This window comes from Pseudoxanthomonas japonensis, from assembly GCF_043632995.1.
GTDB lineage: Bacteria > Pseudomonadota > Gammaproteobacteria > Xanthomonadales > Xanthomonadaceae > Pseudoxanthomonas_A > Pseudoxanthomonas_A japonensis.
In genome coordinates this window covers 1,767,477-1,781,232 of sequence record NZ_CP171632.1, presented here as the reverse complement: position 1 = coordinate 1,781,232, position 13,756 = coordinate 1,767,477, and the positions used below count along the sequence as shown (strand labels likewise).

The following is a 13,756-nucleotide window of genomic DNA, read 5'->3' as shown; positions in this document are numbered from 1 at the left end:
GACGCACGCATGTCCACCCCGCACCGTCCGGCGCCTCCGCCGCTGCCGCCGGTGCCTCCTGCGTTGGGCCCCGGCTCGCCGCAGGAGGTGCCACCGCTGCCCGGGAGTTTCCCGGTCGACCCCGCCACTCTGCCCGACGCCATCCGCGAGGAAATCGACGCGCCCGATCCGGTCGCCATCGACACCGCCGCGGCCGAGCTGAAGGACGGACAGAACCGCTGCCCGAAGTGCGGCGCCACCGACATCCGCCACAGGCCGGGCAGCGACGTGCTGGTCTGCCTGTACTGCCGCAACGAGTGGGTCGGCGAGCGTGTCGAGGAAGCGTTCGGCTTCGGCGAAGGCATCGCCGACCTGCGCGGCACCGTCATCGCCTCCGGCGCGCGCGACATCCAGGCCGACGCCGCCGTCCTGATGACCTTCAAGTGCACCGGCTGCGGCGCCGAGGTCACGGTGAACACGCAGAGCGCCATGACGGCGCGCTGCCACTGGTGCCGCCACGTGTTCGGCGTCAACGAACAGATCCCCAACGGCGCCGTCCCGGACGCCGTGCTTCCGTTCCACATCAGGAAGGAGGACGCGGTCGCGCGCATCCGCCAGTTCGTCGACAAGCGCAAACTCTTCGCGTTGAAGGCGTTCAAGGACCAGTTCTCGCCGGAAAACGTCGTCGGCGTCTACCTGCCCTACATGATCGTCGACGGCAACGCGAGCGCGGCGGTCGCCGGCAAGGGCGAGATCCTGACGCGCACCTACACGCGCGGCACCGACAAGAACAAGAAGACCTATTACGACGCCGACATCTACCGGGTGGAACGCGCCGTCGACTTCACCGTCGACGACCTGCCGCTGGAATCCTCGCGCGAGCGCGGCAACCTCGACACCAAGGTCAACACGCAGAACATCATCAACACCATCCTGCCGTTCGACACCAAGAACGCGGTGAAGTGGAACGCCTCCTACCTGTCCGGCTTCACCTCGGAGAAGCGCGACACCGACGTCGAGCAGCTGCGACCCAGGCTGGAAGACCAGCTGCTGTCGATCGCGCGCGCGCAGGTGGAAAGCTCGGTCGGCCGTTACGACCGCGGCGTGCGCTGGGAACAGGAACGCCTGGACGTGCACGGCACGCGCTGGGTGTCGATGTACCTGCCGGTGTGGCTGTACTCGTACCACCAGCCCGGCAGCAACGGCGGCCTGCTGCACTACATCGCGGTCAACGGCCGCACCGGCGAAACCATGGGCAGCGTGCCGGTGCAGCAGTGGAAGCTGCTGCTCACCGCGTTGACCGTGGGCACCTTCCTGGAGGGCATCGCCCTCTGGATCATCTGGGCCGGATCATGAGCGACCACACATGAGCGACGACAACGGCCTATGGCTGCTGGCCCTCGGCCCCACCGGCGCCGCGGCGCTGTACTGGGCCATCTACCGCTACTACCGCAATACGGACAAGTCGCATGCCTTCGAGCATGAGACCGACATCGAGGCCAAGCCGGTGACCGGCAGCGACCGCAAGATCGACACCGTCACCGGCACCCAGCGCACCCGCATCGACGGCGACAACGTGCGCGCGTACCGGCAGCGCGTGACGCGGATCCGCGACGACGGCAGTTGATCCCGCCGCGCCCGCTGTTTCCCTTCGCCACGTAATACGGGGCAAAGGAAAAGCCGCGACGCCTGGCTGTTCCCTTCTCCCCGTGTAAAACGGGGAGAAGGTGCCGAAGGCGGATGAGGGGCGCTTTCCCCTCCGCCTACGCGAAACACTTCCCGCGCACTCACCGCAGCTGCATCGCCGCCCGCAGTCGACGGTCGACGGATACACCACGCACGATGCGACACCGCGCCCGCCCCTCATCCGCCCCCGTATCAAGTACGGGGGCGGATGAGGGGCGCTCTCATTTCCGCGCACGCGATTCCCCGGGTGCGCTTCGCTTACCCGGGCTACACTGCCCGCCCGTCGCGGCGTTTGCCGCGCCCCTGCAAGGATGCCGTGAAGACCCCTGCCAGCCTGCTGATGCTGATCGACGAAGGCGTCATCGACGAGGTGCTGCGTCCGCTCAAGAGCGGCAAGGAAGCCTCGGTGTACGTGGTGCGCGCGGGCGACGATGTCCGCTGCGCGAAGGTCTACAAGGACATGGCGCAGCGCAGTTTCCAGAAGCGTGCGCAGTACCAGGAGGGCCGCAAGTCGCGCGGCAGCCGCGAGGCCCGCGCGGTCGCCAGCGGCAGCCGCTACGGCCGCAGGCAGCAGGAAGCCGAATGGAAGAACGCCGAGGTCGACGCGCTGTACCAGCTGCGTGAGGCCGGCGTGCGCGTGCCCGAGCCGTATGGCTTCTTCCACGGCGTGCTGGTGATGGAACTGGTCACCGATGCCGAGGGTTTCTCAGCCCCGCGCCTGGGCGAAGTCGAACTGACGCCGGAACAGGCGCGCGAGTACCACGCCGTGCTGGTGCGCCAGGTCGTGCGCATGCTGTGCTGCGGCCTGATCCACGGCGACCTGTCGGCCTACAACGTGCTGGTCGGTCCCGACGGCCCGGTGGTGATCGACTTCCCGCAGGTGGTCAGCGCCGGCGGCAACAACGCCGCGCGCACCATGCTGCTGCGCGACGTCAACAACCTCACCGCCACGCTCGGCCGCTGGGCGCCGGAACTGCTCGACACCTGGTACGGCGAAGAGATGTGGGAGCTGTTCGAAGCAGGCACGCTGCTGCCCGACACCCCGCTGACCGGCCAGTTCACCCCGGACGAACGCAGCGTCGACCTCGACGGCGTGCGCGATGCCATCAACGACGCGCGCGAGCTCGCCCTGATCCGCCAACAGGGCCGCGAGGCGCAGGACGAGGATTGACCTCCCGGAGGCCGTAGGGCGGGCTCAAGCCCGCCATCCATCACCCGGACGATGACGCGGCAGCTGCGATCCACGCATCAACACGGCGGGCCAAGGCCCGCCCTACGACGCCCGGCGACCGTACCCTTCGTAGGGCGGGCTCAAGCCCGCCATCGCACACCACGACGACATCCGTAGCAACGATCGAAGCGACCTGAGCGGCTTACGCCTCCCCCGCCCTCAGCGCATCCGCCAAGCGCGGATACATCGGCTGAAAACCGAGGTCTTCGCGAATCCGCCGTCCGTCCATCACCGCGGAAAACGCCTTCCCCCGTTCCGGGTCCGTGCCATCCGGCGGCGGCTCGCCAACCGCGGCGAACAGCGTCGCCAGATCGGGCGCTTCATTGTCCACCACGTTGTAGATGCGATGCGCCGGCGACGCCTTGTCGAGCAGGCGCATCACCGCCTGCGCCACGTCCGCATGATGGCCGAGCGACATGCGCTGCGCCGGCGGGAACGTGCGCATGAACGGCACCACGTCCTGGATATGCGGATCGCCATCGCCGTAGACGAACGGCAAGCGCAGCACCCGCACGTCCAGGCCCTCGATGGCCAGCAGCATCCGTTCGGCGGCGAGTTTGCTCTGCGGATAGGCATCGACCGGCGCGCAGGCATCGTCTTCCTGCGACGGCGCACCGCCGTTCGGGCCATAGACCAGGCCGGTACTGGTGAACACGAAGCGCGTCACGCCTGCCTCGCGTGCCGCCAGTGCCAGATGCTGCGTGCCCAGGTTGTTCACCGAATGCGCTTCCTCCGGCGTGGCGCCGCGGAAGAACGCGGCGCAATGCACCACCGCGTCCACGCCCTGTACCGCCGCCGGCAACGAGGCCGGCTGCATCAGGTCGCCACTCGCCAGGGTGATGCCGTTATCCGACAGGTCGGAGGCACGCGCGGCATCGCGCACCAGGGCACGCACGGCGTGTCCCTGCTGCGCCAGCCGCATCGCGAGTCTGCTTCCCACTTTTCCGGTCGCGCCGGTCACGAGTATGTTCATGGCAGCGACGATAGAGGCCGCAGCGCCCGCTGCATTGGAAAAACCGGCCATCGCACGCGGGTTGCGGCACGGCGGACGCGGCGACCACAATGGCCCCATGCCCGCCGCCCTCGCCCGCTCCTCCCTGACCACGGCCCGTGCCGACGCGCGCCCGGTCGTCGCATGGACGGTGAGCGAGTACCCGCGCGACCGGCAGCGGGTCGCCATCCCGCAGGTGGAAGCCCAGCTCATCGTGCGCTTCGGCCCGACCCTGCCCGACGGCGTCGACGTGCACGCGATGGGGCCGCGCACGCAGGTCCATCGCAAGTTCATCCGCGGCGGACAACGTGCGGTGATCGCGCGCCTGCGTCCCGGCACCTACGAAGCGGCACTCGGCATCTCCGCGACGGAACTGCAGGGCGCGCCAGTGCCGCTGGAGGCGTTGTGGGGCGCCACCCACGTGCAGCGCCTGCGCGAATATCTCGCCAGTGCCACCGACACGCAGGCCGCCGGTGCACTGCTGGAGGCCGCGGTGTCGTCGCGCGTGGCGCGGCAGCCGACGCTCGAAACGGCACCGGCCTTCCTTTCGGCCGCGCTGGAGCAGCTGCAGCACGCCAGCCTCGGCCAGGTCGCGCGCGAGCTCGGCATCAGCGAACGCCACCTGCGCCGCGTCCTGCACGACGCCCTCGGCCTCAGCCCCAAGACGTACGCGCGCCTGACCCGCTTCGCGCAGGCCGTGCGCGCAGCGCAATCCGCCGCCACCCTCAACTGGTCCGCCATCGCCGCCGACACCGGCTACTACGACCAAGCCCACCTGATCGCCGACTTCCACGCCATCGCCGGCAGCACCCCGCGCAGGCTGCTGGAGGAATTGCGCGAGGATGATGGCGAGATCGCGGGAGCCTGAGCATCCGGTCGTTTCCTTCTCCCCGTGCGACGGGGAAGGAAAAGCGTGACGCGTCCGCTGTTCCCTTCTCCCCGTGAACAACGGGGAGAAGGTGCCGAAGGCGGATGAGGGGCGCTTTACTGTCCGCGCTCGCAAGGCTTCCCGCACACCCTTACGACGAACACATCATCATCCCGCGATCGACGGTTGCTTCGCGCACGATGCAACATCGCGCCCGCCCCTCATCCGCCCTCCGGGCACCTTCTCCCCGCACGCGGGGCGAAGGGAAAAGCCGTGACGAATCCGTTGTTTCTTTCTCCCTCCGCGACACTTCCGTTGTCCCCTTCCGCCCCGCACGCCGGGCGAAAGGAAAGCCGCGACGCATCCGCTGTTCCCTTCTCCCCCGTGAACAACGGGGAGAAGGTGCCGAAGGAGGATGAGGGGCGCTTTGTTATCCGCGCACGCGATGCGTGGCGCGCTATGTCTGTAGGTGGGCTCAAGCCGTCGGTTGGCCGAACGAACAGGCGGCACCGGCGATGCAATCATCCACATGGCGGGCCAAGGCCCGCCCTACGGCGTCGACGCGCACACCCGACGCGGGAAACCCCTAGACCTGCCGTCCCGGCGACGGCTGCACGTCGCGTTCTTCAGCGGCGGGTTGGCGCACGGTCTGCGGTTCTTCCCGCTCGCGGAACGCGGCCGCTTCCGGCGATTGCGCGTACTCGCGCATGACGCGATCGGCCCCCGCCTCGTCGCCTGCGACGACCGCTGCCAGCATGCGGTTAAGGTAGGGACTGTCGAAGGTGGGCGTGTCAGCGCGCGCGACCTCGCTGCGCTCCGTATCCGGCAGCAGGTTCCGGTCGATCGCGCCGGCATCGGCGCGCAGGTCGGGCGTCCTGGGATCCACCCGCAACAAGGTCTCTTGTCGCCCGTTCTCGTCGATGGTCAGCGTCGTCGTGCCATCGGCATTGCGCGTACGCGTCACGTCGTCCGGATCGATGCTGCGCCATTGCCCACCGATGTACGCCTGGCCCTCGCCGTTGCGGTTCCAGTGCACGAAATCGTCGCCGGACACGTAGAAGCCTGCTTCGCGGCGACCCTGCGCATTCGGTTGCGGATTGCCTACGGCCAGTGATCCACCCCGGTCGAGCGCCTCGATCATGCGGCGCGAGCCTTCCGGCGTGAGGAACAGCGAGCGCACGGTGTCGTACTCGTGACCGAGATTCGGATTGTCCGCGTTGGGCTGATGCGCGGCGACCGGCCCGATCAGCGGGTTCGCACTGACGTTGGCCCAGGCCTGCGACAACGGACTGTCCGTGTTGGCGCCGCGCAAGGCATTGAGCACCTCGATGCCGCGCAGCGTATTGTCCGCCCCGCTCTGCAGATAATCAGGATTGCCGTTGCGCTCGTTGGGTCGGAGAGCATCGACGGCGGCCTTGACGTCCTCCGGCGAGGTCAGCGTGCCTGCTTCCACCTGCCGCATCACACCCGGCCAGTATCTGCGGCCGGCTTGGTTCTGCAGCTTCATCATCATACCGGCGAGTTCGGCTTGCTCGTCACCGGTGCTGTTGCGGTACAGATCCGTCCGCTGCAACCGTTCAAGGGCCGAGTCGCGATTGCCCACCATCGCATCCCGGGCGGTGACGCCATTGACGTGCTCGGTATCGAGACCGTGCACGAACGTGCGGCCGGCGTCGGAGGCGAGGAAGCGGTTGATGTGCTGACGATCAATGTCGACAGCACGGTCGTCTTGCATCTGCTCTCCGGAGCGCCGCAGCGACTGCAGCGTGGTGTCGTAAGCGTTCTGACCCAGTTCGAGCGTGGCCCGGTCGGGCTGCGCTCGCGCCCAGGTCTGGTAGTTGTCCAGCAGGTCGCGCGCTACCTCGGGATGCCATCCGAGATCGATCTGCAGCGTACCGAATGAGTAACCGCTATTGGCCACCGGCATCATGCGTCCACCCGGACCGACATTGCCGGCAAAACTCAGGCGGTAGGCGACATCACGACCTGCGATGCTGCCTTCCGAGGTAACGCCGACGGCGAAGTAAGCGGCGGCACGCAGTTCGTTGTCGGTCAGGGGATTCGGGTTCGTCATGGTCCATTTCCTTATGGGTTCTTATGCGTCCTTAGGGCGCGTCACCGGGAATGCCGGACAGGCAGTCCTCCATCCACGGCTCCGCCAGCAGCGCGTCGCGCTGGTCCTCAGCCATGCGTACGGCCCGGTAGTAGGGGAAGCAGGAGCCATCCGCACGCATCAGGTCGGAAAGCTTGCCCTTACAGATCCGCAGCGGCTTGTCGATGCGCTGCCAACCGTCTTCGCATTCGGTATCGGACTCGACGCTTTGACGACCGCACACGTGCGTGCGCCGCGCCTCTGTGGACGAGTCCGCGTGCGCGACGATCCTGCCCGAGTACTCTTTTCCGGAAGCGAAATGAAACCAGGTGCCGCAGATGCGGCTGCCACGTTGCAGCAGCACATAGCGACTACATTGATCGGACGGGGTCTTGCCTGGGCATGCCTCCCATTCGCCCGCGAACTTGCCGCTTGTAGCACTCGCAGCAGGGGCCGCTTCATCGGGCGTCTGCCCGACGCGCATTCCCGTGCATGCCACCAGACCCAGCAATGCCGCCATCATCCATCTACGCATCCAGAATCCCTCCCGACCGGCGTTGACCGATGCTACGACGCGACTCGTTCACCCACAACCGCATGCATTCATGGTCGTGATGAACCGCTTCAGCTTGAAGGTGACAGGGACGCGTCACGACGCGCGTTGCTGCATGCGTTTGCCACGGTGAATGTTGCTCCGTCGCGAACACAACACACGCATGCGCACTTCCCTTCTCCCCGTGCAACGGGGAGAAGGTGCCGAAGGCGGATGAGGGGCTCTTTGTTGTCCGGGCACGCGAAGCTTCACGCACACCTTCAAGACGAATGCAGAACGGCGACACCACGCACGATGCAACACCGCGCTCGCCCCTCATCCGCCCTCCGGGCACCTTGTCCCCGCACGCGGGGCGAAGGGACATTCATCTCACCGCCCGAACAGCTTCATCGCATTCCCGCTTCGGATCTTCGCCTTCTCCTCGTCGCTCAGGTCCAGCCGATCCAGCGCTTTCGCGGTGACGTCGAGGCCGATCTGCGGGTAGTCCGAGCCCAGCAGCACGTGGTCGAGGCCGACGTTACGCAGGGTCCAGAGGAATTCTTCTTCCACCGGCGAATCGGCCACCACCAGCACGGTGGCGGAGATGTCGAAATAGAGGTTCTCGAAGCCGAAGCCGTCGGCGGTGCGCGCGAGGGCGAGGATGTTCCAGAAGCGGAAGTTCAGGCCGCCGATGTGGGCGAGGATGAACTTCGTCTTCGGCACGCGCACCACCAGGTTGAACAGCTTCTCGCTGTCGCCGGGCAGGATGTTGGCGTTGTCCAGCAGCACGGTGAGGCCGAGTTCGCCGGCGCGGCGTGCGAGCGCTTCCACGCGCGGGTCGGACACGTCGAAGCCCTGCGTGTGCGCATGGATCTTCAGCACCTTCACGCCGGCCGCCGCCACGCGCGTCAGTTCCGCCATCGCGGCCTCGCCGTCGTACGGGTGTACGGTGGCGATGGGCAGCACGTCGGCGTGCGCCTTCGCCAGCGCGATCATCTGGTCGTTGCCGGCGCGGATCTTCGCCAGGTCGCCCTGCCGGGCCTGGTGCGGGCCGCCGAACCACATCACGCCGATGCCGGAGAGGTCCAGCCCCGCGGCGCGCACGTCGTCGCGGTACTGCTGCAGGGAGGTTTCGCCGTCGCGCAGGTGGACGTGCACGTCGAACACGGGGTTGGCGGCCAGGGCCACCGGGGAGATCAGACACAGCGACAGGACCAGCGCACGCAGCATGGCGTCGTCTCACAGCAAGGGGATGCGTGCATGGTGCCATGCGCCGTCCCGACCAACGGCGGTTGACACATTTCGATGTTTAGCTAATTATCACATCATGAGCCAGGTCTTCCGCGCCCTTTCCGATCCCACCCGCCGCCAGGTGCTGCAGTTGCTGCGCAAGGGGCCGCTCAGTGCGGGCGAGCTGAGCGAGCAGTTTGATGTGTCGAAACCGACGATGTCGGCGCATTTCGCGGTGCTGAAGGAGGCCGACCTGGTGCATGCGGAAAAGGTCGGCAAGTCGGTGATCTACCACCTGAAGCTGTCGGTGCTGGAAGACGCGCTGCTCGGCTTCGTCCATTCGTTCGGTGCGGGCAGTCCCGCGCCCAAGTCCAAGAAGGAGCCTGTGCGATGAACAGAGAAGTGATGACCAGTCTGGCGTGGGGGATCGGCATCGTGGTGCTGGCGCTGTGCGCGACGTTCGCGCGGTCGCGGGGGGTTATCGATGGCGCGATGGTCGACCGCATCGTGATGGGGGCGATCGGGTTGATGGTGGCGTGGTTCGGCAACCAGATGCCGAAGCGGTTCGTGCCGAGTGCGCGGGCGCGGCAGGCGCAGCGGGTGGCGGGCTGGTCGATGGCGCTCAGCGGGTTGGTCTATGCGGGGTTCTGGATCGCGGCGCCGAAAGACGTGGCGGTGATCGGGGGTTCGCTGGCCGTGTTGCTGGGCATCGGGGTGACGGCGGCGTACTGCCTGTCGCTGCGGAACAAGGCGCGGGTGTCGGGCGCCTGAGGCGGGCGGCCATCGAGGGTTTTTCCCTCGCGCGCCAGGCTTTTTCCTTACTGCGGTTCGGTGATTCCCTGGCGGGGTTCGCTTTTTCCCGCTACGGGTTCGCTGCTGCCCCTCTCGCGGTTCGCTTTTTCCCGCTCGCGGGAGGCGCGGAGTGAGCCGCGAGCGGGTGCGCAGTCTCTAGGGGGCGACTTGAAGTGAACCGGACGCGGCTTTTTCCGTCCCGCGGTTCACTTTCTCCGGCTCGCTCCAGCCTCCTGCCCCGCTTGCTCCACGCTTTGACCCGCTCGCGGTTCGCTTTGGGCGAGCAGGACCAGGCTTTCAGGCGCTATCGGGGCGTGGAGGTGAGACCGGGGGCGTGCCGCGATGCGGCAATCGGATGTTTTCCGGTCTCGCGAGAGTCTTTTTGATGGAACGTTGGATCCTAGTGAGAGACGAGAGGATCTTTTCGATGGAACATTGGATCTATTCGATGCAGCGTTGGATCTTTTCGATGCAACGTTCGATCTTAGTGTTAGATGAATGCATGTTTTCGATCCAATGTTGGATCGTTTTGATGGAACGTTGGGTCTTAGTGTTAGAAGAACCGATGTTTTCGATGCAACGTTGGATGTTTGTGATGCAACGTTGCGTCTTAATGAGAGACGAGCGCGTCTCTTGGGTCACCGCTCCGTGTTTGTGTGATTAGAGAGGCCGCCGCGGTCGTGTGTAAGGCACGGCATCAGGCGGAGGCCCCCGTCGGCAGCAACCCCGTAGGTTGGGTTGGCTCTACCAACCCAACAGCACGTCGGGTGTCAGCGCTCGGTAGACGACGCAGGGTCTGGCGGGGCGTGCCTTAGAGTGGTGATGCGGGTTCGCCGGTGGCGGTGCGGGCGGCGGTGTCGGCGTGGGCGTGCAGGTCGTCCCAGCGGTCGTGGTCGTCCAGCAGGGTGGCCAGGTGCAGGTTGAGGTGGAGGACGCGGTCGCAGGCGTCGGCGGGTGTCAGCCGCATCAGCAGTTGGGCGGTGCAGTCCACCAGGCAGCGGGCCAGGTCCAGGCAGTCCTGCCCTTTGCGCTGGGCGGCGGCGGCGATGCGGTCCAGGTGCTCGGTGGGCAGCCGGGCGAGGACGGAATCGGGTTCGTCACTGCCCTCGCGTGCAGCAGGTCGAGGATGGTGGTGAGCGGGGCGTCGTCGACGTTGAGCGTAGCGGCCGCGTCCTGCGGCGGTGTTTCGATCTTCATTCCCTTGCTCCTGCCCACCAAGAGCGGTGGGTCGCGGAGCAAAGGTCGAATGAAAGTGGAGTGGTGTCTACTACGAAGTTCGTAGGCTGGCATGTACTAGCTGTTCTACAGCGCCTACCCGACCGTGCGACGGAAATGCACGACCGTCTACGAGAAAAGCTCTCTAGATGCACGATGAGAGTTAATGAGCCACGCAACCTCGTCATACATTCCAGCACTCAGTGCGAAGTCCTCTTCGTCAAGAACCTTCACTTCGCCACCAAAATCGATCCCACAGTCATCAACCGCAAAAAGCACGAGCTGGCTACCTTCTGGCCGAAAATCCCGTATGAACTCCAACATCCTGACGTGGTTATCCGGGTCTTGATCTTGCTGATTCGGCGAGTCGAGCACAATAGGGCACCGAACCGACGATGGAGAGTCCCAAATCAGTTGAAGCACTGCAAACATGTACGCCAAGACAGCACGAGGCCTGTCACTACCAGTCTCCTTTATGACGAAATCCAACCTCGAATAATCCTTCTCCGAGAGGCTCGTCACGCTCAGATGACGCAAATACTCCGCCATCAACGAAATATACCGACCGTTAACTGCCCGCTTGCGATCAACGGATTTGCTAGCCTCGATATCAGCTTTAGCTTCCATGATCCGCTCATCAATCTGGGTGAGATCGCCAACAAGATCTCGAATTTGCTCATCTAACTGAGTTGAAAAAGCCTTCTGACCAGCGCGCTCCAGCAAGCGAGCAAACGTAACTTGCCCGCGCTTTCTGCTCAAGATCTCCTGAATCTCAGCTTCCTGGCTGGTCATATCCGCCAAGGATCGCTTGGCCGACAAAAGCTGCTCTTCGTTTGAAGCCAAACGATCAAGAATTTCGGTCAGAAGATCGCCCGCCCTAGCTTCATCCTGAGCAATAGAGAATCGCTGCGCAAAAGAGTTTGAATGCATCTGACCGCAAGTTGGGCATTCGATGTCATCCGCCAACTCCTCCGCTGCAAACTTATAGTCTGCATGCAACTCACTTCGCGCCCGCTCGAGAATCTCTTTCTGCGCAATAACCTGAATTCTCTGATTAGATAGCTCAGAAATTGCCACTCGCTTTCTTTCCCGAACCTCAGCGATATCAGAAGCCCTCTGAACCAGAAGCTCGATCTCCTCAGCAAACACGTCAGAATCAATTTCCACGTCGAGATCGTAAAAGCTATTTGATGCAGCCTTCCTCTTTATCAGGATAAGACCATCCAAGGCTTTCTGTGGCTCTATTCGATCCAGATCTGCTTTAGCCAGCCTTGCCAGCGCACTGTAGTACTCGGGAGTAGTTATTCCGACATGGTAGTGAATCGTCTCAATCTTCCAACTCTGGAATTGCGCAAGCCTAGCGAATGATGACCAAGTGTCTCCCCAGCCCTTATCTTGGTCACAGTAGAAAGGAAGAAAGCAGAATGCAGGAGGCGCCTGCACCAAGGATCCATTACGGGCCTTCAATTGCAGACGAAAGTTAAGAAGGTCCGCCAGCGCGGGACCCATACCTGTAGTTACGGATGTATACGTGCAAATCGGCCTAGACGAGTCATCAAACAGGGTGTAAGTCGGCCCATCACGTAGCGCAAAGTACACAACATCATCCACTATGAATTCGAGAAGACTCGTTACACCGGCAGACTTCCACCTCGGGTGAACTACAGCTGCTTCTGCACCAAGCACCTCGAAGATCGATTTTGCGACAGATGATTTCCCAACATCATTTCCGCCCTTTATCACCGTCGCGCTTGGATGAAAGCTTATTGTTCTCGCGCGCCTCTCGCGATCTGACATCAGATGTAACTTTTGTAAGCGCAAGCTTTTCATGCGCTCTCTTCCTTAAGTTGTGAATTAGAAGTCGGAATTTCGTCGTTGCTTCGCTCATAAATTTCAACCATCACCAAGACTAAAGCCTCACTATCAGATAGCTCTGCCATGCCATAGATTGGATCCAGCTTGGCATGCTCGAGCGCCACCTCCGCCAGCTCAAGCATTCTGAGCTCTGGATTTTTCCTCAACGCATTCTCAGCCGCTGAGACCAACACACGCCTATCCGATCTTAGAGCGGCATCATTTGATCGAAGAGATCTAACGTAGTAGCTCTTTGAGGCCACACCAAGATCCAATCTTCTTCCTAGGGAGACTCCGTCTCGGTGCAGCTCCTGATCTATGCTCTTGAATGGGAAAGAGTGCGGCGCAGAGCGAACAGCGCCCGCCAGCATCCGATCAAACTTCTTACGATCGACCCCCTTTGCGGCGCACACTTGCGCAAAGCTGGCGCCGGACGGCTTCTTGGCAACGGTAATACGTCGGAGTTCGTCAAAAAGAGTACGGTAGAAGGCAGCTGGACTGATCAAAGATCCCGGAGCGTACTCTTCAAGAAATGAGCTCAACTCACCGCTAACTGCTTGCGGGTGCATACGCAATGGAAGCTCTGCCACCGCAAACACTAGCGTTTCCTGCAGTGCAGACGTCAGATCAATGCCAAGCTCTACATGGAGCGCAGAGTTCAGTTCTTTCCACTCAGAAGCTTCAAGGAACTTAGAAGCGAGACTGTGACCCGGCGAGTCCATTATTTTTTTCGACTTGCCATCCTTAGCCGAAAACCCGGTAGTTGTAACGATATGGAAATCAACTACACCGCCCGAGATATCTTTCGCGCGCCCGCAGAGCTTTCCGAGAATTGAGGGGAGCGGCGCACCGGCCTTTGAGGGCTTTTGCTTGACAAGCTTGTTTACAGACCAGTTCCCTTTCTCGCTCGTCTTAACCTGGAAAAGACTCAACGCTGTTGGGTTGTTAGGATCATCTATGACAGCGATATCCTCGTGAAACTCACAAAGAAGAACATAGTCCCCATCTTTACGATGCAAACCCAGAAGACGAAGTAGAGCCCAATCCTTCTGATAGTCGAAGCGATCAGCAGAAATGCTGCCGGCATCTTCTCGCTCCTCAAGCTCTATCAAGAGATCTTTCAGACTTTTTCCCATCGATCCACCATGCCCTTTACCTGAGCGCGGAAATCTCGAGTTCTAAGCGCGAACTCAAAGATGCCCGCAGCACCCGTCCTTGTTTCCACTTTGGATCAAACAACGAACCCAATCCTAACGCGACTGCGCAAGCCTCCATAGGGAGTGATC

14 protein-coding genes are annotated in these 13,756 nt (G+C 63.1%); 6 read left to right on the top strand and 8 right to left on the bottom strand.

Going from position 1 to position 13,756, the window contains the following annotated elements; genetic code table 11:
- Positions 1–9 precede the first annotated feature (9 nt).
- From ACGHX3_RS08090 to ACGHX3_RS08080, 3 genes are all read left to right on the top strand, one after another.
- Complete coding sequence (locus ACGHX3_RS08090; RefSeq protein WP_394697035.1) at positions 10–1,335, top strand: TFIIB-type zinc ribbon-containing protein; 1,326 nt, start codon at positions 10–12, stop codon at positions 1,333–1,335.
- A gap of 10 nt (positions 1,336–1,345) precedes the next feature.
- Positions 1,346–1,606: a hypothetical protein gene (locus ACGHX3_RS08085; RefSeq protein ID WP_313928693.1), complete on the top strand. Its 261-nt coding sequence runs from the start codon at positions 1,346–1,348 to the stop codon at positions 1,604–1,606.
- Between the two features lie 375 nt (positions 1,607–1,981).
- A complete protein-coding gene (locus tag ACGHX3_RS08080; protein ID WP_213603798.1) occupies positions 1,982–2,836 on the top strand; it encodes a PA4780 family RIO1-like protein kinase in 855 nt (284 codons plus the stop codon).
- Positions 2,837–3,038: 202 nt separating this feature from the next.
- On the opposite strand, the gene ACGHX3_RS08075 is transcribed toward ACGHX3_RS08080, so the two are convergent.
- On the bottom strand, positions 3,039–3,869 hold the full coding sequence (locus ACGHX3_RS08075; protein ID WP_394697034.1) for an NAD-dependent epimerase/dehydratase family protein: 831 nt from the start codon (positions 3,867–3,869) through the stop codon (positions 3,039–3,041).
- Here ACGHX3_RS08075 and ACGHX3_RS08070 point away from each other — a divergent pair.
- Positions 3,868–4,755: a helix-turn-helix domain-containing protein gene (locus ACGHX3_RS08070; protein WP_394697033.1), complete on the top strand. Its 888-nt coding sequence runs from the start codon at positions 3,868–3,870 to the stop codon at positions 4,753–4,755. The genes ACGHX3_RS08075 and ACGHX3_RS08070 overlap by 2 nt on opposite strands.
- Positions 4,756–5,341: 586 nt before the next feature.
- Here ACGHX3_RS08070 and ACGHX3_RS08065 read toward each other — a convergent pair.
- From ACGHX3_RS08065 to ACGHX3_RS08055, 3 genes are all read right to left on the bottom strand, one after another.
- Entirely contained in the window at positions 5,342–6,829 is a 1,488-nt protein-coding gene (locus ACGHX3_RS08065; RefSeq protein ID WP_394697032.1) for a hypothetical protein, read from the bottom strand.
- Between the two features lie 31 nt (positions 6,830–6,860).
- Positions 6,861–7,367 (bottom strand): hypothetical protein, encoded by a 507-nt coding sequence (locus ACGHX3_RS08060; RefSeq protein ID WP_313928687.1) that lies wholly within the window; start codon positions 7,365–7,367, stop codon positions 6,861–6,863.
- 402 nt (positions 7,368–7,769) lie between these two features.
- Entirely contained in the window at positions 7,770–8,609 is an 840-nt protein-coding gene (locus ACGHX3_RS08055; RefSeq protein WP_394697031.1) for an amidohydrolase family protein, read from the bottom strand.
- 97 nt (positions 8,610–8,706) lie between these two features.
- Between ACGHX3_RS08055 and ACGHX3_RS08050 the strand changes: the two genes are divergently transcribed.
- Both ACGHX3_RS08050 and ACGHX3_RS08045 read left to right on the top strand, forming a co-directional pair.
- Positions 8,707–9,003, top strand: a complete 297-nt coding sequence (locus tag ACGHX3_RS08050; protein ID WP_213603788.1) for an autorepressor SdpR family transcription factor — start codon at positions 8,707–8,709, stop codon at positions 9,001–9,003.
- Positions 9,000–9,380: a hypothetical protein gene (locus ACGHX3_RS08045; protein WP_394697030.1), complete on the top strand. Its 381-nt coding sequence runs from the start codon at positions 9,000–9,002 to the stop codon at positions 9,378–9,380. The genes ACGHX3_RS08050 and ACGHX3_RS08045 overlap by 4 nt, the downstream gene beginning before the upstream one ends.
- 832 nt (positions 9,381–10,212) lie before the next feature.
- Here ACGHX3_RS08045 and ACGHX3_RS08040 read toward each other — a convergent pair.
- The 4 genes from ACGHX3_RS08040 to ACGHX3_RS08025 all read right to left on the bottom strand — a co-directional run bounded on the left by ACGHX3_RS08040 (position 10,213) and on the right by ACGHX3_RS08025 (position 13,606).
- Positions 10,213–10,368: a hypothetical protein gene (locus tag ACGHX3_RS08040; RefSeq protein ID WP_394697029.1), complete on the bottom strand. Its 156-nt coding sequence runs from the start codon at positions 10,366–10,368 to the stop codon at positions 10,213–10,215.
- Positions 10,368–10,598, bottom strand: coding sequence for a hypothetical protein (locus ACGHX3_RS08035; RefSeq protein WP_394697028.1), 231 nt, complete (start codon positions 10,596–10,598; stop codon positions 10,368–10,370). Before ACGHX3_RS08035 ends, ACGHX3_RS08040 begins: the two co-directional genes overlap by 1 nt.
- A gap of 147 nt (positions 10,599–10,745) precedes the next feature.
- A complete protein-coding gene (locus tag ACGHX3_RS08030) occupies positions 10,746–12,446 on the bottom strand; it encodes a hypothetical protein (RefSeq protein ID WP_394697027.1) in 1,701 nt (566 codons plus the stop codon).
- The gene (locus ACGHX3_RS08025) at positions 12,443–13,606 is read right to left on the bottom strand and encodes a DUF4297 domain-containing protein (RefSeq protein ID WP_394697026.1); all 1,164 of its coding nucleotides are present in this window, start codon (positions 13,604–13,606) and stop codon (positions 12,443–12,445) included. Before ACGHX3_RS08025 ends, ACGHX3_RS08030 begins: the two co-directional genes overlap by 4 nt.
- Positions 13,607–13,756: the final 150 nt, after the last annotated feature.

Bases quoted from the DNA above. Each gene is read 5' to 3' on its own strand.
- ACGHX3_RS08090 (WP_394697035.1), top strand. From the start codon at position 10: ATGTCCACCCCGCACCGTCCGGCGCCTCCGCCGCTGCCGCCGGTGCCT.
- ACGHX3_RS08060 (WP_313928687.1), bottom strand. From the start codon at position 7,367: ATGGCGGCATTGCTGGGTCTGGTGGCATGCACGGGAATGCGCGTCGGG.
- ACGHX3_RS08035 (WP_394697028.1), bottom strand. From the start codon at position 10,598: ATGAAGATCGAAACACCGCCGCAGGACGCGGCCGCTACGCTCAACGTC.
- ACGHX3_RS08075 (WP_394697034.1), bottom strand. From the start codon at position 3,869: ATGAACATACTCGTGACCGGCGCGACCGGAAAAGTGGGAAGCAGACTC.
- ACGHX3_RS08050 (WP_213603788.1), top strand. From the start codon at position 8,707: ATGAGCCAGGTCTTCCGCGCCCTTTCCGATCCCACCCGCCGCCAGGTG.
- ACGHX3_RS08040 (WP_394697029.1), bottom strand. From the start codon at position 10,368: ATGCGGCTGACACCCGCCGACGCCTGCGACCGCGTCCTCCACCTCAAC.
- ACGHX3_RS08045 (WP_394697030.1), top strand. From the start codon at position 9,000: ATGAACAGAGAAGTGATGACCAGTCTGGCGTGGGGGATCGGCATCGTG.
- ACGHX3_RS08070 (WP_394697033.1), top strand. From the start codon at position 3,868: ATGGCAGCGACGATAGAGGCCGCAGCGCCCGCTGCATTGGAAAAACCG.
- ACGHX3_RS08065 (WP_394697032.1), bottom strand. From the start codon at position 6,829: ATGACGAACCCGAATCCCCTGACCGACAACGAACTGCGTGCCGCCGCT.
- ACGHX3_RS08085 (WP_313928693.1), top strand. From the start codon at position 1,346: ATGAGCGACGACAACGGCCTATGGCTGCTGGCCCTCGGCCCCACCGGC.
- ACGHX3_RS08025 (WP_394697026.1), bottom strand. From the start codon at position 13,606: ATGGGAAAAAGTCTGAAAGATCTCTTGATAGAGCTTGAGGAGCGAGAA.
- ACGHX3_RS08030 (WP_394697027.1), bottom strand. From the start codon at position 12,446: ATGAAAAGCTTGCGCTTACAAAAGTTACATCTGATGTCAGATCGCGAG.
- ACGHX3_RS08055 (WP_394697031.1), bottom strand. From the start codon at position 8,609: ATGCTGCGTGCGCTGGTCCTGTCGCTGTGTCTGATCTCCCCGGTGGCC.